Source organism: Krasilnikovia sp. M28-CT-15 (assembly GCF_047159595.1).
GTDB lineage: Bacteria > Actinomycetota > Actinomycetes > Mycobacteriales > Micromonosporaceae > Actinoplanes.
The window spans coordinates 4,218,700-4,236,606 of the sequence record NZ_BAAGAK010000001.1 but is presented as its reverse complement, the minus strand read 5'-3'; the positions used below and the strand labels follow the sequence as shown (position 1 = coordinate 4,236,606).

15 protein-coding genes are annotated in these 17,907 nt (G+C 72.3%); 11 read left to right on the top strand and 4 right to left on the bottom strand.

What is annotated here, in order from left to right; genetic code table 11:
- Positions 1-2: 2 nt before the first annotated feature.
- Positions 3-1,052, bottom strand: a complete 1,050-nt coding sequence (locus ACMCNO_RS19405) for a 3-oxoacyl-ACP synthase III family protein (protein WP_412750864.1) — start codon at positions 1,050-1,052, stop codon at positions 3-5.
- Positions 1,053-1,169: 117 nt separating this feature from the next.
- Between ACMCNO_RS19405 and ACMCNO_RS19400 the strand changes: the two genes are divergently transcribed.
- From ACMCNO_RS19400 to ACMCNO_RS19370, 7 genes are all read left to right on the top strand, one after another.
- Entirely contained in the window at positions 1,170-1,742 is a 573-nt protein-coding gene (locus tag ACMCNO_RS19400) for a TetR/AcrR family transcriptional regulator (protein WP_412750863.1), read from the top strand.
- Positions 1,743-1,931: 189 nt separating this feature from the next.
- Complete coding sequence (locus tag ACMCNO_RS19395; protein WP_412750862.1) at positions 1,932-3,626, top strand: ABC transporter substrate-binding protein; 1,695 nt, start codon at positions 1,932-1,934, stop codon at positions 3,624-3,626.
- Positions 3,623-4,486, top strand: a complete 864-nt coding sequence (locus ACMCNO_RS19390) for an ABC transporter permease (RefSeq protein ID WP_412750861.1) — start codon at positions 3,623-3,625, stop codon at positions 4,484-4,486. The genes ACMCNO_RS19395 and ACMCNO_RS19390 overlap by 4 nt, the downstream gene beginning before the upstream one ends.
- The gene (locus ACMCNO_RS19385; RefSeq protein WP_412750860.1) at positions 4,483-5,445 is read left to right on the top strand and encodes an ABC transporter permease; all 963 of its coding nucleotides are present in this window, start codon (positions 4,483-4,485) and stop codon (positions 5,443-5,445) included. The genes ACMCNO_RS19390 and ACMCNO_RS19385 overlap by 4 nt, the downstream gene beginning before the upstream one ends.
- Positions 5,442-7,091 (top strand): dipeptide ABC transporter ATP-binding protein, encoded by a 1,650-nt coding sequence (locus ACMCNO_RS19380; RefSeq protein WP_412750859.1) that lies wholly within the window; start codon positions 5,442-5,444, stop codon positions 7,089-7,091. The genes ACMCNO_RS19385 and ACMCNO_RS19380 overlap by 4 nt, the downstream gene beginning before the upstream one ends.
- Entirely contained in the window at positions 7,088-7,951 is an 864-nt protein-coding gene (locus ACMCNO_RS19375; RefSeq protein WP_412750858.1) for a sulfite exporter TauE/SafE family protein, read from the top strand. Before ACMCNO_RS19380 ends, ACMCNO_RS19375 begins: the two co-directional genes overlap by 4 nt.
- A 62-nt stretch (positions 7,952-8,013) precedes the next feature.
- Complete coding sequence (locus ACMCNO_RS19370; protein ID WP_412750857.1) at positions 8,014-8,673, top strand: RraA family protein; 660 nt, start codon at positions 8,014-8,016, stop codon at positions 8,671-8,673.
- 19 nt (positions 8,674-8,692) lie between these two features.
- Here the strand turns inward: ACMCNO_RS19370 and ACMCNO_RS19365 are convergent, their stop codons facing one another.
- Complete coding sequence (locus ACMCNO_RS19365) at positions 8,693-10,012, bottom strand: glycoside hydrolase family 6 protein (protein ID WP_412750856.1); 1,320 nt, start codon at positions 10,010-10,012, stop codon at positions 8,693-8,695.
- Between the two features lie 191 nt (positions 10,013-10,203).
- Between ACMCNO_RS19365 and ACMCNO_RS19360 the strand changes: the two genes are divergently transcribed.
- From ACMCNO_RS19360 to ACMCNO_RS19345, 4 genes are all read left to right on the top strand, one after another.
- Positions 10,204-11,835 carry a diguanylate cyclase gene (locus tag ACMCNO_RS19360; RefSeq protein WP_412750855.1) on the top strand — a complete coding sequence of 544 codons (1,632 nt, stop codon included), beginning with the start codon at positions 10,204-10,206 and terminating at the stop codon, positions 11,833-11,835.
- Positions 11,836-11,902: 67 nt separating this feature from the next.
- Complete coding sequence (locus tag ACMCNO_RS19355; RefSeq protein WP_412750854.1) at positions 11,903-13,420, top strand: M20/M25/M40 family metallo-hydrolase; 1,518 nt, start codon at positions 11,903-11,905, stop codon at positions 13,418-13,420.
- Positions 13,417-14,100, top strand: coding sequence for a hypothetical protein (locus ACMCNO_RS19350; protein ID WP_412750853.1), 684 nt, complete (start codon positions 13,417-13,419; stop codon positions 14,098-14,100). Before ACMCNO_RS19355 ends, ACMCNO_RS19350 begins: the two co-directional genes overlap by 4 nt.
- A 90-nt stretch (positions 14,101-14,190) precedes the next feature.
- Complete coding sequence (locus tag ACMCNO_RS19345; RefSeq protein WP_412750852.1) at positions 14,191-15,345, top strand: calcium:proton antiporter; 1,155 nt, start codon at positions 14,191-14,193, stop codon at positions 15,343-15,345.
- A 126-nt stretch (positions 15,346-15,471) separates the two neighbouring features.
- On the opposite strand, the gene ACMCNO_RS19340 is transcribed toward ACMCNO_RS19345, so the two are convergent.
- Both ACMCNO_RS19340 and ACMCNO_RS19335 read right to left on the bottom strand, forming a co-directional pair.
- On the bottom strand, positions 15,472-17,193 hold the full coding sequence (locus ACMCNO_RS19340; RefSeq protein ID WP_412750851.1) for an acyl-CoA dehydrogenase: 1,722 nt from the start codon (positions 17,191-17,193) through the stop codon (positions 15,472-15,474).
- 41 nt (positions 17,194-17,234) lie between these two features.
- Positions 17,235-17,786: a PadR family transcriptional regulator gene (locus ACMCNO_RS19335; protein ID WP_412750850.1), complete on the bottom strand. Its 552-nt coding sequence runs from the start codon at positions 17,784-17,786 to the stop codon at positions 17,235-17,237.
- Positions 17,787-17,907 lie beyond the last annotated feature (121 nt).

Genomic DNA, 17,907 nt, shown 5'->3' with positions numbered 1-17,907 from the left:
GTTCAGACCTCCAGGGAGCTGATGGTGGCGGAGACGCAGCCGGTGACCACACCGGAGGCGGCCGGTACGAGCAGGTACTTCGCGCCGGGCCGGGCGCGGCCGCTGCGCAGGTGGTCGTGCAGGACCACGAAGTGGGAGGTGGACGACGTGTTGCCGTACTTCTCGACCACGGACAGCGACTCGGGCATCGGCGTACCGAAGGCCTTCTCGCCGTGGTTGTTGACGTTGCGGATGAACTTGCTGCCGACCTGGTGGTGCACGACGTAGTCGTAGCCCTCCTCGGCGAAGGTGGTCCCGCGCTTGGCCAGGAAATCGGTCTGGAACCGGCTCCACAACCGGGACCGGTCCTCCTTGTGCATCTGGTGATTGTCGGTGTACAGCGCGATCCCTTGGTTACGATCGCTCGGCTTACCTATGCACAAGTGTGAATATTCAGAACAGGTCATCAGCTCGACGTAGTGGATCCGGTCGGTCTCCGAGGTCGACTCGTCGAGGATCACCGCCGCGCCGGAGTCGCCGACGGTCAGCGAGCCGAACTGCGGGTCGTACATCTCGCTGATCTCCTTGACCGCGGTCTCCGCGATCGCGGTGATCTGCTCGCCGCTGACCACCAGGCCGTTGCGGACCACGCCCGCCCGGATCATCCGGTCCAGGATCGCGACGCCGGTGAGCATCCCGGCGCAGGCGTTGGAGACGTCGAAGTGGATCGCCCGGGTGGCGCCCAGCGACCGGGCGAGCTGCTGGGCGAACGAGGGCTCGAACTGGAAGACGTTGTCGCCGTGGTACCGGGTGATCGAGGCGGAGATGACGACGTCGAGGTCGGCACCGGCGTACCGGGAACGGGACAGGCAGTCCTCGGCGGCACGCCGGGCCAGGACGAACGAGTCCTCCAGGGAGTCCGGGCGCTTGTCGTGGACGCGGCGTTCGGCGATGCCGGTGATCTGTTCCAGGTCGAACGGTGGCTGGTAGCTCATCTGCGCGACGAGGTCGCGTGTGGAGACGACGGTCGACGGCAGATACGCGCCGATCGACTCGAACCGGGTGTGGGTCACCAGAACCTCCGGGGTGAGGCGGGCCACCCGGGGCGGCCACGCTGAAACGCATCTAAGTAGACCGATTGATATAGTTTCGTCGTCGGACCCGCGAGGCAAGCCCGTGAGAGGTGTGTCATGCCGAGGCCCAAGTCGGACACCCGGGCGCGAATCATCGCCAGTGCCCGGACGCTGTTGCGTCGGCACGGCTACCACGGCACGGGACTGACTCAGATCATTGAGCACAGTGGAGCCCCGCGCGGTTCCGTCTACTTCCTGTTCCCCGGTGGCAAGGAAGAAATCGCCGTGGCGGCGGTCGATGACTGGGCGGTCGAGGTCGATCGGCTGATCCACGACCGTCTGGCGGACAGCACCAGCGCCCGGGGCTGGGCCACCTCGCTCGTCGAGCACTTCGCCCGGGACCTGCGCGATTCCGACTTCACCGAGGGCCTGCCGGTCACCACGATCACCCTGGACTCGGTGCCCGCCTCACCGGCGCTCAGCAAGGCGTGCCGCGCGGCGTACGACACCTGGCTGACCTCCGTGACCCACGGACTGGTGTCGTTCGGTGCCCCCGCCCGCGGCGCCTCGGGGCTGGCCGCCCTGATGCTGGCCACTCTGGAAGGGGCCGCGGTGCTGTGCCGGGCCTACCGCACCACCGGCCCGCTGGATCAGGTCGCCCCGTACGTGCTCAAGCAGCTGCCCGGGTGAACAAGGCCCGGAGCCGTAACCTGCTAAGTCTATAGGAATTGCGGTGACCTGCGTCACAAGAGGGGTGACCGGCCGCGGTATCCGCCCTACGTTGATTCCGGTGGATGGATGGGGTGCCCCGACCGGCGCCCGGCCGTCGTCCGCCGAGCTGACCGGCGGAGATCCCGTCCGGCCCACCGAAGGGCACCGATGCGCAGCCGAACCGTCCCCGCGATCCTCGCCGGCCTCCTGACCGTGGGCGCGCTCACCGCCTGCCAGGACACTGACCAGAGATCGGCGGCCACGCCGTTCGACCCCGCGACCTGCCGCGGCGGCACCCTGTCCGTGCTGAACCAGAGCGGCATCAGCCACCTCGACCCGGCCCGGCTCTACACCTCCGGTGGCGGCAACATCCCCTCCCTGCTGTTCCGCACGCTCACCACCCGCAACCGGCTGCCCGGTGAGGCGGGCACCAAGCCCGCGCCGGATCTCGCCACCGACCTCGGCACCCCGTCCGACGGGGCGCGGACGTGGACGTACCGGCTGCGCGACGGGATCTTCTTCGAGGACGGCACGCCGATCACCGCGGCCGACGTCAAGTACGGCATCGAGCGCTCGTTCGCCCCGGAACTGCCCGGCGGGGCGCCGTACCTGCGGGACTGGCTGGCCGGGGCCGCGTCCTATCAGGGGCCGTACAAGCAGCCCGACGGGCTCGCGGCGATCGAGACCCCCGACGCGAAGACGATCGTCTTCAAGCTCCGCAAGCCCGAGGGCGACTTCCCGTACCTGGCCACCGCCACCCAGTTCGCCCCGGTGCCCAAGGGGAAGGACAGCGGCACGGAGTACGAGAACCACCCGCTGTCCAGCGGGCCGTACAAGGTGGAACGCTACGAGAAGAAGAAGACCCTCACCCTGGTCCGCAACACCCACTGGGGCAACGACACCCTGCGCTACGCCTGCCCGGACCGGATCGAGGTGACCGCCGGGCTCGACCCGGCCGTCATCAACCAGCGGCTCGTCACGGGCGCCGGGCGCGACGCGTACGCCGTCACCACCGACGCCGTGGTCGGCCCCGAGCAGTTGGCCCAGCTCGCACCCGGCTCCACACTGGAGCGGCGGGTCGCACGCGGCGAGTTCCCGTCGACCACGTACCTCGCGTTCAACACGAAGAAGGCACCCTTCGACGACGTGCGGGTGCGCCAGGCCCTGTCGTACGCGGTCAACCGCACCTCGGTCGTCAACGCCCTCGGCGGCAGCGCGGTCGCCGGACCCTCGACCACCTTCCTGCCACCGCAGCGGGCGCTGGGCTACCAGCCGTACGATCATTTTCCGGCCGGGCCGGGTGGTGATCCGGCCAAGGCCCGCGAGCTGCTGGCCGCCGCCGGGTTCGGCGGCGGGCTCGCCATCGAGCTGGCCCATGAGAACGACGACGCGAGCGGCCTCGGACCCAAGGTGGCCGCCGCCGTGCAGGACGCGTTCAAGCAGGCCGGGATCACGGTGCGGCTGGTCGCCATCGACAGCGCGACGTACCGGGACGTCACCGGCAAGCCCGCCACCCAGCCCGCCCTGTCGCTGCAGAACTGGGGCGCGGACTGGCCGTCCGGCAGCCCGTTCCTCATCCCGATCTTCGACGGCCGGCAGATCATCGCGGCGGGCGGCAACTTCAACCTGGCCCAGTACGACGATCCGGCGGTCAACGCGGAGATCGACGCGATCAACGCGCTCACCGACCCGGCCGCCGCCGCCGCGCGCTGGGGTGCCCTCGACACGAAGATCGGCAAACTCGCTCTGGTCGTCCCGCTGACCCACGGCAAGGACGTCTACCTGTACGGCACGGGCGTCAAGAACGCGGTGCCCGACGGCTGGCGCGGCACCTACGACCTGGCCCGGATCTCCGTCCGGTGAGCCGGGACCGGGGACTGCTCGCCGGGGCCTCGGTGGTGACGGTCATGATGCTGGTGGCGGTGGCCGCGCCGCTGCTGGCCGCGGTCGAGGGGCAGGATCCGACCACCTTCCACCCGGAGCTGCTCGACTCCGCCCGCGGCGGGGTGCCGGTGGTCGGATTCAGCGCCGACCACTGGTTCGGCGTCGAGCCGGGCACCGGCCGCGACCTGTTCGCCCGTGTCGTGTACGGCGCGCGGGTGTCGCTGGGCGTGGCGCTCGGCGCCACCCTCGCCCAGGTGTCGATCGGGCTCGCCGTCGGGCTCGCGGCCGGGCTCGGTGGTCGGCGCCTCGACGCGGCGATCAGCCGCGTGGTCGACCTCGTCCTGGCGTTCCCCAGCCTGGTCCTCGCGATCGCGCTGCTGGCGATCGTGCCGCAGTCCTGGCCCCGCCCGGTGCTGCTCACCGGCGTCATCGCGATCCTCGGCTGGGGCGGCACGGCCCGCCTGACCCGCGGAGAGGCGTTCTCGCTGCGCACCCGCGACTACGTGGCCGCCGCCCGGCTCTCCGGCTCCGGGCCGGTGCGGATCGCGCGCCGCGAGGTGCTGCCTGGCCTGGCCGCGCCGGTCCTCACGTACGCGGCACTGCTGCTGCCCGCCAACATGATCAGCGAAGCCGGGCTGTCGTTCCTCGGCGTCGGGGTCCGGCCGCCCACCCCGTCCTGGGGCCAGATGCTGTCCAGCGCGACCACCTGGTTTCGCGCCGACCCGGCGTACGTGCTGATCCCCGGCGTTCTGCTGCTCACCACGCTGGTGGCGTTCGTGCTGGTGTCCGGCGGGGTGCGGCGCCTGCTCGACCCGCGGCAGGCGGTGCCGGTCCCGTGATCCGGCTGCTGCGGCGCCTCGGCGGCGCCGTGCTGGTCCTGCTGGCCCTCTCCGCCGTCGTGTACGCCCTGTTCTACCTCGCCCCCGCCGACCCGGCGGTGCTCACCTGCGGCAAGGGGTGCACCCCGGACCGGCTCGCCGAGGTCCGCGCCGCGATGGGTCTCGACGAGAGCGTCGCCACCCAGTACGCCCACTTTCTCCAGGGCATCGTCGCGGGGCGCGACTTTCCGGCCGGGCCGGACGTGCGGCACTGCCCGGCACCGTGTCTCGGGTACTCGTTCGAGACCGACCAGCCGGTGACCGCGCTGCTGGCCGACCGGCTGCCGGTGTCCGCGTCGCTGGCCCTCGGCGCGCAGATTCTGTCGCTGGTGGCCGGGGTCGGCGCGGGACTCCTGCGGTCCCGCTTCGTCGATGCGCTGGTCCTGGTCGGGTACGCCACCCCGGTCTTCCTCGTCGGCCTCGTACTGCTGCTCGTGTTCAGCGTGCAGCTGCAGTGGCTGCCGTTCCCGACGTACGTGCCGTTCACCGAGGACCCGCTGGGCTGGGCGCAGAACCTGCTGCTGCCGTGGACCGCGCTGGCCATCATCCAGGCCGCCACGTACGCCCGGCTCACCCGCAGCGGCATTCAGGACGCCCTCGCCGAGGACCATGTCCGCACCGCCCGCGCGTACGGCCTGCCGGAACGGCGGATCCGCACCCGCCGGGCGCTGCGCGGGGCGCTGATCCCCGTGGTCACGCTGACCGCGCTCGACGTCGCCGCCATCATGACCGGCGCCGTGCTCACCGAGACCATGTTCGGGCTGCCGGGCGTCGGCCAGCTGCTCGTCGGCGCGGTCAACCAGATCGACCTGCCGGTCGTGGTCGGCGTGACGCTGCTGACCGGCGTCCTCGTCGTGGCCGGCAACGCGGTCGCCGACCTGCTCTACGCCGCCATCGACCCCCGCGTGCAGGCGCGATGACCGGCCGCGTGTCATCCGGCGGTGCCGTGCCGTCCCGCGCTCCCGTGCTGGCCGTGCGGGATCTGCGGATCGCGTTCGGTGCGACCGTGGCCGTGGACGGGCTGTCCTTCGACGTCGCGCCCGGGCGCTGTCTCGGCATCGTCGGCGAGTCCGGCTCCGGCAAGAGCGCCACCGCGCTGGCCCTGCTCGGGCTGCACCGCGGCGCCACGGTCCAGGGCCGGGTGACGTTCGAGGGCACCGAGCTGCTCACCGCCACCCCGGAAGCGCTGCGCCGGGTACGCGGCGCGGGGATCGCGATGGTGTTCCAGGACCCGCTGTCCGCGCTCAGCCCGTTCCACACGGTCGGCCACCAGATCGCCGAGGTGTACCGGCTGCACACCGGGGCCTCCCGGCGGGCCGCCCGGCAGCGCGCCGTCGAGGTGCTCGACCAGGTGCACATCGCCGATCCGGTGCGCCGCGCCGTGCAGTATCCCCACCAGTTCTCCGGCGGCATGCGGCAGCGGGCCCTCATCGCGATGGCCCTGGCCTGCCGCCCCCGGCTGATCGTCGCCGACGAGCCCACCACCGCGCTCGACGTCACGGTCCAGGCCCGGATCCTCGATCTGCTCGACGAGGTCCGCGCCACCACCGGCACGGCCCTGCTGCTGGTCAGCCATGATCTGGGGGTGATCGCGGGATCCTGCGACGAGGTGGTCGTCATGCGGCGCGGCAGCGCCGTCGAGCACGGGCCGGTCGAGCGGGTGCTCGGCGCACCGCAAGCGGCATACACCAGGGAGCTGCTGGCCGCCGTGCCGCGCCTGGACGCGGCCCCGCGCGCCGGCCGGCCATCCGGCGGTGTGCCCCCGCCGGCGGGAACCGCCGCCCCGGGCGGTGACATGCCCGTCCTGCGCCTGGTCGACGTGCGCCGGCACTTCCCGGGGCGGCGGCGCGCGCAGCCGGTCCGGGCGGTCGACGGGATCACCCTCGACGTGCGGCGCGGCGAAACGCTGGGGATCGTGGGGGAGAGCGGCACGGGCAAGTCCACCCTGGCCCGGATGATGGTGGGGCTGCTGGCGCCCACCTCCGGCACGGTCGAGTTCCCCGGCCCCGGCTCGGCGCAGATGGTGTTCCAGGACCCGCAGTCGTCGCTGAACCCCCGCCGTACCGTCGGCGAGAGCATCGCCGACGGACGCCGACACCCCAGGGACCGCGTGGTGGAGCTGCTGGCCCGCGTCGGGCTCGAAGCCGACGACTACGACCGGTATCCGCACGAGCTATCCGGCGGCATGCGTCAGCGCGTGGCCATCGCCCGGGCGCTCGCTCCCCGCCCCGGGCTGCTGGTGTGCGACGAACCGGTCTCCTCTCTCGACGTCACCACGCAGGCACAGGTCCTGGCGCTGCTGGCCGAGATCCAGCGCGAGTACGTGCTGACGATCGTGTTCGTCTCGCACGACCTCGCCGTGGTCCGCCAGGTCGCCGACCGGGTCGCGGTGCTGCAGCATGGCCGGGTCGTGGAATTCGGTGACGTCGGCGACGTGTACGCGCGGCCGGTCCACCCGTACACGCGGGAGTTGCTGGCGGCCGTGCCGGTCACCGACCCGGCGCAGGCCCGGCTGCGCCGGGCCGCGCGGCGCCCGGCCGTGCCCGCGGCCCAGGCCGTCACGTGACCTGGTCTGCGGTGTCGCTGGCATTCGCCGCCGGTGTGCTGATCTCCACGGTCACCACGCCGGTCGGCGTCTCCGGGGCGGTCTTCCTGCTTCCGGTGCAGCTGTCCGTGTTCGCCGTGCCCAGCCCGGCCGTCACCCCGACCAACCTGCTGTACAACGTCGTCTCCGGGCCCGGTGCGCTCTGGCGCTACCGCCGGCTCGGCACCCTGGCCGGGCCGCTGACCCGCCTGCTGCTGGCTGGCACGCTGCCCGGAGTCGTCGTCGGGGCGGTCATCCGGGTGTTCGCCGTCCCCGGGCCCCGGGTGTTCCGGGTCATCATCGCCGCGCTGTTGCTCCCGCTCGGCCTCTGGCTGTGCCTGCGGGCGGTGCGACCACCGCAGGCTGCCGACACTGATGCGCCGCCTCGGCCAGCCGACTCTGATGCGCCGCCTCGGCCAGCCGGCGATGATGCGCCGCCTCGGCGGTCCCGGGGCCGCGTGCCGTCGGGCCGGGCGGTCACCGGGCTCGGCCTCGCGGTCGGCGTGGTCGGCGGCATCTACGGCATCGGCGGGGGTTCGCTGCTCGGTCCGATCCTGGTGGGCCGCGGAATGTCGGTGACCCGGGTGGCACCGGCGGCCCTGGCCGCGACATTCGTCACCTCGATCGTGGGCGTCGCCGCGTACGGGCTGCTGGCCCTCGGTGCGCCGGGGGCGGTGGCGCCGCACTGGGGTGTCGGGCTGGCCTCCGGACTCGGCGGCCTGATCGGCGGGTACCTCGGCGCCCGCCTCCAGCCGCGCCTGCCCGAGCGCGGCCTGCGGTTACTGCTCGGAGTGCTCGCCACCGGACTGGCCGTGCTCTATCTGTCCCAGGCTGCCGGATGAGCTCCTGCCAGGGCGGACATCACATCAGCCGGTGAGCGGCGCCCTGCGCGCACCGTGGTGGAATGTCGATGCGCCGGTCCGACGAGCAGGAGGAACCCATGGGTGAGGTCACCGGATTCGCCGACATTCCGCCGACGACCCTCGCGGACGTGCTGAGTCGCGCGCAGGTCATGGACATCGGCATCCGTCCGCTGTGGACGCCGGTTCCCCGGGTGGCCGGGCCCGCGTTCACCGTGCGGTGCCCGCCCGGCGACCACCTGATGCTGCACGCAGCGATCTACCGGGCGGCACCCGGTTCGGTCATCGTCGTCGAGTCCGGCGACGTCGACTTCGCGCTGGCCGGTGGCAACGTCTGCGCGGTGGCCCATCGGCGGGGGATCGCCGGGTTCGTGCTGGACGGGGTGGCCCGTGACCTCGCCGAGATCCGCGAGATGGGCTTCGCGGTGTTCGCCCGCGGGGTCATCCCGATCCCGGGCACCAAGGCGGCGGTCGAGCCGCTGAACACCCGGATCCGTTGCGGCGGTGTCGAGGTCGAGCCGGGTGACATCGTGGTCGCCGACGAGGAAGGCGTCGTGGTCGTGCCGGGTGGCCGGGCCGGCGAGGTGCGCGAGGCCGCCGAGCGGAAGCTGGCCAAGGAGGCCGCCGAGTCGCTGGACGACTGGGAGGCCGCCCACCGCAGCCGGATCGGCAAGGCCCTGGCGGAGCAGGGCTTCGACGGCTGAGGCGGGCGGCCCGGCACAGTCAGCGCAGCGGCGGGTCGGCCAGCCGTACCAGCTCGACGGCCTGCTGGGGGAACCACGCCCCGGCGGCGGGGTCGGCCCGGTTGCCGCGGGCCGGGTCCGTGCCGGTCCCGGTGCCGCGGTCACACTGGCCGTCGGACTCGCCCGGCACCTTGATCCACAGGTACGCGTCGATGAGCGGATCGCCCGTGCGGGTGGTCGGCCGTGCCCCGAGACCCCGGTCCGGCGGGTTGCACCAGGTCATCGGGTCGGGCCAGGTGGTGCCCGCGGGCGGGGTCCAGGAGCCCTGGCCGTTGCGGCTGGTGTCGGCGACGAAGTGGGGGAGCCGGTCCGCGGGCACGTCGCCGACGTTCGCGTCGTACCACTGGTCGCTGAGCGTCCAGGTGGAGAAGTCCTTCGGGTCCGCCGGACGGTACTGGCTGGCGCAGTCGCGGTACCTGCCCGACGTCGATGCCTGCGTTCCGTAGTGGATGCACTTGGCGACCCAGGTGCCGTACTTCTGCAGCCGACCGGTGGCTTCGAAGTTGGACACGTTGAGGAAGAAGCCGTCCGCGCGCAGCACCCCGGCGCGGACCAGCCGGTCGGCGGCGTCGCCGGTGCTGAGCCAGTTGCTGTTGGTGCCGTCCAGGTAGACGCTGGTGCGCCGGAGCGCCGTGAACCGGTCCACCGCGTAGTTGAGCATCGCGAACCTGTCACGCTGGGCGGTCGCCGGGTCGGCCTCGGCGGGCTTGCACCACTCCGGGTTGCCGTTGATGTCGGTGTACCACGGGATGATGCCCAGGCTGTCCGGCTCCAGCATGACGGCGGCGCGGCTGTTGCCCAGCCCGGCGGCGAAGGCGTCGATCCACGCCTGGTACTCCGCGACGGTCCGCGCGCCGCCGGAGGAGTAGGCGCCGCAGTCGCGGAACGGGATGTTGTAGGCGACGAACACCGGCACGCTGCGCGTCCGGGCCGCCTTGCGGACGTGGTCGCGGACGAGCCGGGTCAGCTCGGCGCCGGAGTACTTGGTCACCCAGACCGCCTGCGGGGTGCTGACCATGGTGCTGAGCTGGTGTGCCAGCCTCCACCGCCCGGCGGCGGCCAGCTGGTGGATCTGCTCGACCGCACCGGGGTTCGGCGCGGGGGTGTAGAACCGGGTGCGGTCGGCGATGGCCGCGCGCGCGGGTGTCACGGTGTCCGGACCGGCCGCGGGCGCGGGGGTGACGGTGCGCAGGACGGCCGCGTCCGCGGGGGTGATGGTGAGCGGGATGGCCGCCGCGAGGGCCGCGGCGGCCGCGAGGGCGCACACACGGCGCCCGTGGCGAGAGAGGGACGGCGCCACTTTGTCGCTCCTCTGTGGTTGGCGGGGGAGTCCATGAGAGCGCTCCCAAACGGTCTGTGTGAGCGTGCCTGGTGGTGTTAACCCTGTCAATATCTGGAAACAGAGCGGCCCATTGACCGCAGACGTCAGGCCCGCAACCGCCCCGCCGTACGGTGAAGGTCTGCTCGACCTCGACGGGGAGGAGCGCGAACATGGCCGCGCACGGGGTGGCGGAGGCAACGGTCGGACCGATCCCGACCTTGGAGATCGCCCGCGCGGTGGCCGCGCTGTCCCCCGCGGTGCCGCACGCCGAAACGCTGCTCAGTGCCGCGCTCGAGGCGATGGAGCTGGATTCGAAGGTCGACTTCCGGACCATCGCCGAGGCGGCCGCGCAGGCGGAACAGATCGCCTCCGGCCTGGGCCGCGCCGACCTGCGGATGCGGGCCCGCCTGGTACGCGCCGAGGCGCTGCTGTGCGAGGGGGACGCGCAGGCGGCGGGCCGCATCGCCCATGAGGCTCTGGACTGGGCCGTCGGGCACGGCCACGAGTACGTGCTGGCCCGCAGCCACCTCGCGGTGTCCAGCTTCCGCCTGCACCTCGGCGACCTGCCCGACGCGCTCGCGCACAGCGTCCAGTGCGTGGCCCACACCGGCGAGGACGTGCCTGCCGGCATCCGGGCGCGGCACCTGTCGCACCTCGGCGTGACGCTGTGCGAAAGCGGATCGCTGGACGAGGCGCAACGCCGCTTCTCCGACGGTCTCGACATCGCCGCCACCATCGGCGACGCCGAGCTGTCGGTGCGCCTGCTCAACAACCTGGCGTACGCGGTGCTCAAGAGCGGCGACAACGCGCAGGCGCAGCGCCTGGTGGCCGAGATGCGGTCGATCTCGGCCCAGCGCGGCGCACCGCTGAGCCCGGCGTACCTCGACACGATCGCCCGCGTCGAGCTGAAGCATCACCAGTACGACGAGGTCGAGGCGACGCTCGGGCCGATCCTGGACGGCTCGGCCGGACCGGTCGACGATCTCTCGCTGGCCGAGTCGCTGCTGACCGTCGCCGAGGCGCGGCGCCTGCGCGGTGCGACCACGATCGCGCAGGAGGGCCTCGACCGGGCGGTCGAGGTCTGCGCCGGCAGCGACCTGCAGTCCGTACGGGCCCGGATCCGCGAGGAGCAGGCCCAGCTGTACGCCGCGACCGGCCACTACCGCCAGGCGTACGAGGAGTACCGGACCTTCCACGCCGAGACCCAGGCGCTGCAGTCCGCCCAGAGCGAGGCGCGCGCCCGTACCCTGCAGGCGGTCTTCGAGGCCGAGGAGGCGCGCCGGGAAAGCGAGCGGTTCCGCGAGATGGCGCAGCGTGACCCGCTGACCGGCCTGCACAACCGGCGGTACGTCGACGAGCAGCTGGCGTTGCTGCTGCGGCAGGCGGCCAACCGCGGCACCCCGTTGTCGGCGGCCCTGGTCGACCTCGACTACTTCAAGCGCATCAACGACACCCTGTCGCATGCCGCGGGCGACGTCGTGCTGCAGCGGGTCGCGGGCCTGCTGTCCGGCGACGGCACCGACTCGTGGCTGGTCGCCCGGCTCGGCGGCGAGGAGTTCCTGCTGGTCCTGCCGGACACCGACGCCGACACGGCGATGCGCCGCTGTGAACAGGTGCGCCAGGCGATCGCCGCGCACCCGTGGCAGCCGGTCACCGGGGCGCTGCCGGTCACCGCCAGCATCGGGGTCACGACCGTCGCGGATGCGGACGTCACCGCGTCCGCGCTGCTGGCCCGGGCGGACCGCAACCTGTACGCGGCCAAGCGCAGCGGCCGCAACCGGGTCGTGGCCGACCCCGGCTGACGAGGTATCGATAACCTTCTCACCCCGCTAGGCTGCGCGGGGGTCGACAGTCGACAGAGGAGGATCCTTGCGTAAGGCAGTCATTGCGGCGGCGGCGTTGTCGCTCGTCGTGCTGGGCGCGGCAGCACCCGCGAACGCCGTGGACAAGGTCAACAGCAAGCGGTTGCGCGACGCCGTCACGGTCAACGGCATCCTGGGCCACGAGCGGGTGCTGCAGCGCATCGCCGGCCAGAACGGCGGCACCCGCGCGTCCGGTACCCCCGGCTACGCCGCCTCGGCCGCCTACGTCAAGGACACCCTGACGGCCGCGGGCTACCGGGTGAGCGAGCAGGAGTTCACCTTCCCGTTCTTCCGCGAGCTCGCCCCGCCGACCCTGGCCCAGCTCACTCCGGCCCCGACCGGCTACACCACCAGGACGTTCGACTTCTCCGGCAGCGGGGACGTCACGGGCACCGTGGTGCCGACCACGGACGTCCAGGTCCCGGCCCCGGCCACCCCGGGCGTCAGCTCGGGCTGCGAGGCGGCCGACTTCACCCCGGCCGGCACCGCACCGGCGATCGCGCTGGTCCAGCGCGGCGCCTGCACGTTCCAGATCAAGGCCAGCAACGCGGTGGCGGCCGGATACGACGCGGTCGTGATCTTCAACGAGGGGCAGCCGGGCCGGACCGATGTGCTCTCCGGTGGCCTGGGCAAGCTGTTCGGGATCCCGGTGGTGGGCCTGAGCTACGCCGACGGCGCGGCGCTGTTCACCGCCACGCAGGCCGGCACCGTCACGGCCCGGGTCACCACCGCCACCTTCGCCGACGAGGCGGCCAAGACCAGCAACGTGTTCGCCGAGACGCCCGGCGGTGACCCGGACAAGGTCCTCGTGGTCGGGTCGCACCTCGACTCGGTGATCGAGGGACCCGGCATCAACGACAACGGCAGCGGGGTGGCCACCGACCTGGAGATCGCCGAGCAGCTCGCCGCGCTGAAGGTCAAGCCGAGACAGAAGATCCGCTTCGCGTTCTGGGGTGCCGAGGAGGCCGGGCTGCTGGGCTCGGAACACTACGTCGCGACGCTGCCCGACGCCGACCTGGCCCGGATCTTCGCGAACCTGAACTTCGACATGCTCGGCTCGCCGAACTACGTCCGGTTCGTCTACGACGGCGACGGGTCACAGACCACGGTCACCGGCCCGCCCGGTTCAGGCGAGATCGAGCGCGTCTTCACGGACTACTTCGCGGGGCAGGGGCTGGCGACCGAGCCGCGGGAGTTCAACGGCCGCTCCGACTACGGCCCGTTCATCGCGGTGGGCATCCCGGCGGGCGGGGTGTTCAGCGGCGCCGAGGGCAAGAAGACCGAGGCGCAGGCCACAGTGTACGGCGGGGCCGCGGGCGCGGCGTACGACGCGTGCTATCACCAGGCGTGCGACACGACGAACAACGTGAATCCGACGGCCCTCGCCGAACTGTCCGACGCCGCGGCCCACGCGGTCTACACGCTCGCGATGACCAGGACGGGCTTCTTCCCCGACGGCTCGCTGCGGGCAGCGGCGGCCCGGTCCATGCCGAAGGCCCCGCGCGGCACACATCCGCTGCGTTGACCGGATCGGCGCGCAGGCGCTCAGCCCTGCTGACCGCGCTGGCCACCGCCGCCATGATGATCCTGACGCCTGCGCCGGCCCACGCCGACCCCGGCCGGGCCGGCTCGGCCTGCCCCGAGCTGCGACTGACGGCGGATCTCCCGGCCCCGCCACCCGGGGCCGAGGTCCGGCAGAGCGTCACGATCGGCGACGACTGCGCCGCCCACCCCGGCCCGGTCCAGGTCGTCGCGGCGGCGCGGACCGGCAGGACCGGCCTCGCCGCCCGCGGCCTCACCGGGACGGCGCCGCGCAGCTTCCACTCGTTCTCCCAGATGTACGACTGCTGCAACATCCTGATGACCGCGCTGTACTCGGACCACACCTGGAGTACGGGCGGCGGTCAGGTGGTGACGGCCGACTCCCGGGTGAGCACCCACGTCAACCGGGAACCGTGGGACGCGGGCTGGACGGTGCGCGACGCCACCGGCTCGGGTGGCTGCCCCGGGGCCTGCCCCGCGGCCACGTTCACGGCGCACGCCGACTTCACGTACCGCGGCGTCTTCGACGTCACGGGCACCTGGTACGCCAACACCCACGACTCCTCGGTCGTGCTGGCCGGGGACGGCACGGCGACCTGCCGGCACACGGTCGACCTGCGGCACACCTTCATCGGCTGGCACTGGGAGCACGGCTGCTCCTGACGTCCGACGGTCAGGGCCGACCACCGGTGTCGGCCCTGACCGGGCGCTGGTTTCGGATACGCTGCCCGGTATGTTCGGGACAGTGATCAGGTGAGGCTTCCGGGCACGCCGCTGACCCGATCGGCGACCATCGTGCCGCTCGCGGCGCTGGTGGCCCTCGTCGTGGTCTGGGGCCACAAGCTGGTCCCGGCCGTCGAAGTCATCGTCGTGCTGCTGCTGGCCGGCGCGGTGCTCGCGGCGGTGCATCACGCCGAGGTGGTCGCGCACCGGGTCGGCGAGCCGTACGGATCGCTGATCCTCGCCGTGGCCGTCACCGTGATCGAGGTCGGCCTGATCATCACGTTGATGGTCTCCGGCGGACCGGGCACCGCGTCGCTGGCGCGCGACACCGTCTTCGCCGCCGTCATGATCACCTGCAACGGGATAGCGGGGCTGTCCCTGCTGGTCACCGCGCTGCGACGCGGGGTGGCGGTGTTCAACCCGGAGGGCACGGGCGCCGCCCTGACGACCGTGATCACCCTGGCCACCCTCAGCCTGGTGCTGCCCACGTTCACCATGAGCAGCCCGGGTCCGCAGTTCAGCGGCGCCCAGCTGGCCTTCGCCGCGGTGACCTCACTGGTGCTGTACATGCTGTTCGTGTTCGTGCAGAGCGTCCGGCACCGCGACTACTTCCTGCCGGTCAGCGGCACCGGCCGGCACACCACCGACCCGCTGCCCGCCACCGCCTCCGGGAGCCCCGCAGCCGTCGACGCGGCCGAGCCCGACGATGAGCACGCCGCGACCCCCTCGGCGCGCGCCGCGCTGTTCAGCCTGAGCCTGTTGCTGGTCGCCCTGGTCGCGGTCGTCGGTCTAGCCAAGGTGGAGTCCAAGACGATCGAGCAGGTGGTGGCGGACGCCGGGCTGCCCAACACCGTCGTCGGGGTGGTCATCGCGCTGCTGATCCTGCTGCCGGAGACCATCGCCGCGGTCCGCAACGCCCGCCGCGACCGGGCGCAGATCAGCCTGAACCTCGCCCTCGGCTCCGCCATGGCCAGCATCGGCCTGACCATCCCCGCGATCGCCGTCGCCTCCATCTGGCTGGACGGCCCGCTGCTGCTCGGCCTCGGCCCCACCCAGATCGTGCTGCTGGCGCTCACCGCCGTGGCCGGGGTGCTGACCGTGATGCCCGGCCGCGCCACCGTGCTGCCGGCCGCGGTGCACCTGACGATCTGCTCCGGCTACCTGTTCCTGGCCGCCAACCCGTAGGGCGCGCCTGCTCCTGGCCGCCGCCGCCAGGGTGAGGAACTCGTCGACCGCGTCTGCGGGTGGCCGCACGGGAGCCGGCGCCGAGGGGGATGGCGGCCCCCCTCGGCGCCCGCTGAGGGGGGCTCGTCAGGGCCGCATCTCGTACGCCCCGCTGAGCCCCTCGACCTGGGCCCACACCCGCGCGGTGCGGGCCGGGTCCTCGACCGGGCGGCGGATGTGCGCCAGCGCCCAGGCGGCCTGCGCCTCGGTGGTCGCGGTCTTGCCGTGCAGCTCGGTCGCGCCCGCGGAGAAGTCCCGCACCAGCACGTCGAAGATCTCGTCGAGCACGTCGCCGTCGAGGCCGGTCAGCTCCGCCTGCTCCAGGATCAGCTGCCCGTAGACGATCAGGGCGAACAGGTGGCCCACGGCCAGCAGGAAGTCGAGGTCCTCCTGCTGGGCCGGAGTCGGGGCGTCGCCGAGCAGCAGGGCGCAGAACCCGTCGGCCTGTTCCCGGAAGCGGGCCACGTTCGGCACCGCGGCGTGCGCGTCGTACGCGGCCCGCCAGTCGTGGAACTGGATCGCGCCGAGGCCCCGGGCCGGGCCCTGCAGGAACAGGAACTCGTCGTCGGCGGGGTCGTGCCGGGTGGGCACCGGCGGGTACTGGGCCGGGGAGAACAGGTAGTTGGCCATGAACTTGAGGATCAGCGCAAGGTTGACGTGCACCGTGCCCTCGAGCTTCGGCAGGCCGCGGATGTCGCGGGCGGCCTTGTCGAAGTAGGTGTCCGCCTCGAAGCCCTTGGCCGCGATGACGTCCCAGAGCAGGTCGATGACCTTCTCACCCTCGGTGGTGACCTTCATCTTGGTCATCGGGTTGAACAGCAGGTACCGGCGGTCGTCCGGGCCGGCGCTGCGGAAGTAGTCGACCGCCCGGTCGCTGAACAGCTTCATCGCGATCAGGCGGGCGTACGCGTCGGTCAGCTCCCGCCGCACGTGCGGGAAGTCGGTGACCCGCTTGCCGTACAGGACGCGATTGTGGGCGTGGGTGACCGCCTCGAACATCGCGTGCTCGCAGATGCCGATGGACGCGGTGCACAGGTTGAACTTGCCGACGTTGACCGTGTTGAGCGCGGCGTCGAACGCGGCCTTGCCGGTGTGCAGCACGTCCTCGGCCCGCACCGGGTAGTCCTCGAGCCGGAACTCGCTGACGTACATCTGGGCGTTCACCACGTTCTTGACGAGGTGGTACGCGGGGTGGCGGCTGTCCGCGGCGAAGAACACGTACCCGTCCGGGCCCTCGACGTCCGCGCGGCGGCCGAAGACCGAGACCAGCCCGGCCACGTTGCCGTTGCCGATGTAGTACTTGCCGCCGGTGGCGCGGAACCCGCCGTCGCCGTCCGGGGTGAGGATCATGTCGGTGGAGTAGATGTCGGCGCCGTGGCTGCGCTCGGACAGCCCGAACGCCATGACGTGGCCGTCGTCGAGCAGCTGCGCGGCGCGCGAGCGGGCCGCCGGGTTGGCGCTCTGCCACACCGGGCCGAGCCCCAGCACGGTGACCTGCCAGGTGTACCAGTAGCCGAGGCCGTAGAAGCCGAGGATCTCGCTGAGGGCGGCGTTGCGGGCGGTGTCCCACCGCTTGGCGGGGTTGTCCTCGCCGTCGGCCGCGGGGGTGAGGAACGTCGCGAACAGTCCCTCCTTCGCGGCGAAGTCCAGGAAGTCGCCGTACCACGCCTGCTGGTTGTACGTCTCGACGAGCGCCTGCTTGCCCCGGGCCTCGAACCAGTCCACGGTGGCGCGCAGCAGGCGGCGGCTCTCGTCGTCAAGGTGGACCGGGTCGTAGGTACGCGGGTTGAGCAGCGGAGAGTCCGCCATGACAGCGTTCCCCTTCCTTCGGTGAGGGTGGTGTGGACGGGTCAGTTCTCGAGGTCGCGCAGCGTGGCGAGCACGTCGTCCAGCCAGGTGAGCACCATCCGCTCGTACGCGATGCCGCCGCGCAGCACGACGTGCTGGAGGGACTGCCCGACGTCGAGCGCGGCGGGGTCGGGGAAGTCGCGGCGTTCGCCCGCGAGGTAGCGGGCGAGGGTGTCCTGGTGGGTCTTGCGGTAGCGCTCCACCTCGGTGATCAGTGCGGCCCGCCCGGCGGGGCCGTCGAACGCGGCACCCCGGATCTTCACGGCCAGTTCGTGCCGGACGGCCTCGGGCTGGACCGGCTCGTGCAGCCAGGCGGTGAGGGCGTCGCGCCCGGTGTCCGCCACCCGGTAGGACCGTTTGTCCGGGCGGCCCTCCTGGCCGACCTCCTCGGCCGTGACCCAGCCGTCCGCCTCCATGCGCTTGAGCACGCGGTAGATCTGCTGGTGGGTGGCTGTCCAGAACCGGCCGATCGACCGCTCGAAACGCCGGGCCAGCTCGTAGCCGGAGCCGGGCTGCTCCAGCAGTGAGACCAGGATCGCGTGTTCGAGGGCCATGCCTCACATCCTCCTATGCAACTCGTTGCATAGCAAGCTTGGCGTGCCGCGGCCATGGTCACGGATGCGGGGACCACGGGGGCAAGCATCGACCTGGCAGAATGTTCGAGCGGGCAGGAGA

What these genes read in the sequence shown, in the direction of transcription:
- ACMCNO_RS19380 (WP_412750859.1), top strand. Translation starts at nt 5,442, where the DNA reads ATGACCGGCCGCGTGTCATCCGGCGGTGCCGTGCCGTCCCGCGCTCCC.
- ACMCNO_RS19340 (WP_412750851.1), bottom strand. Translation starts at nt 17,193, where the DNA reads ATGGCGGACTCTCCGCTGCTCAACCCGCGTACCTACGACCCGGTCCAC.
- ACMCNO_RS19360 (WP_412750855.1), top strand. Translation starts at nt 10,204, where the DNA reads ATGGCCGCGCACGGGGTGGCGGAGGCAACGGTCGGACCGATCCCGACC.
- ACMCNO_RS19400 (WP_412750863.1), top strand. Translation starts at nt 1,170, where the DNA reads ATGCCGAGGCCCAAGTCGGACACCCGGGCGCGAATCATCGCCAGTGCC.
- ACMCNO_RS19395 (WP_412750862.1), top strand. Translation starts at nt 1,932, where the DNA reads ATGCGCAGCCGAACCGTCCCCGCGATCCTCGCCGGCCTCCTGACCGTG.
- ACMCNO_RS19370 (WP_412750857.1), top strand. Translation starts at nt 8,014, where the DNA reads ATGTCGATGCGCCGGTCCGACGAGCAGGAGGAACCCATGGGTGAGGTC.
- ACMCNO_RS19335 (WP_412750850.1), bottom strand. Translation starts at nt 17,786, where the DNA reads ATGGCCCTCGAACACGCGATCCTGGTCTCACTGCTGGAGCAGCCCGGC.